This window comes from Mesorhizobium sp. 128a, from assembly GCF_053848025.1.
In genome coordinates this window covers 1-306 of record NZ_JBSPKY010000120.1, presented here as the reverse complement: position 1 = coordinate 306, position 306 = coordinate 1, and the positions used below count along the sequence as shown (strand labels likewise).

Below are 306 nucleotides of genomic sequence, written 5' to 3'. Positions count from 1 at the left end.
CACCCATTTGCTGAAGCTGGAAGACATCAACAAGGGCTTCGACCTCATGCATGAGGGCAAGTCGATCCGAAGCGTAGTGGTTTACTGAGGAGAAAAGCCGCCGACCGAAGGGCCAGCGACTGACGTTGCTTGAGGTTCAACAAGGGAGGAAGACAATGCCGGAAAAACTGCATCCGAAAATCGACAACGGCTTACCAAAGGAAAGTGCAAGCTTTGCCGGCGGCACGCTGGTCTGCGCTTGCACCAGCAAGCCGGTGAAGGTGAAGGTCAAGGGCCAGATCGCCCACAACCATGCGTGCGGCTGCA

The 306-nt window shown here is 56.2% G+C and carries 1 pseudogene; it reads left to right on the top strand.

Annotation, left to right across the window (positions count from 1 at the left end):
• Positions 1–155: 155 nt before the first annotated feature.
• Positions 156–306, top strand: a pseudogene (locus ACWTU9_RS33340) (S-(hydroxymethyl)glutathione synthase); the annotation flags it as partial.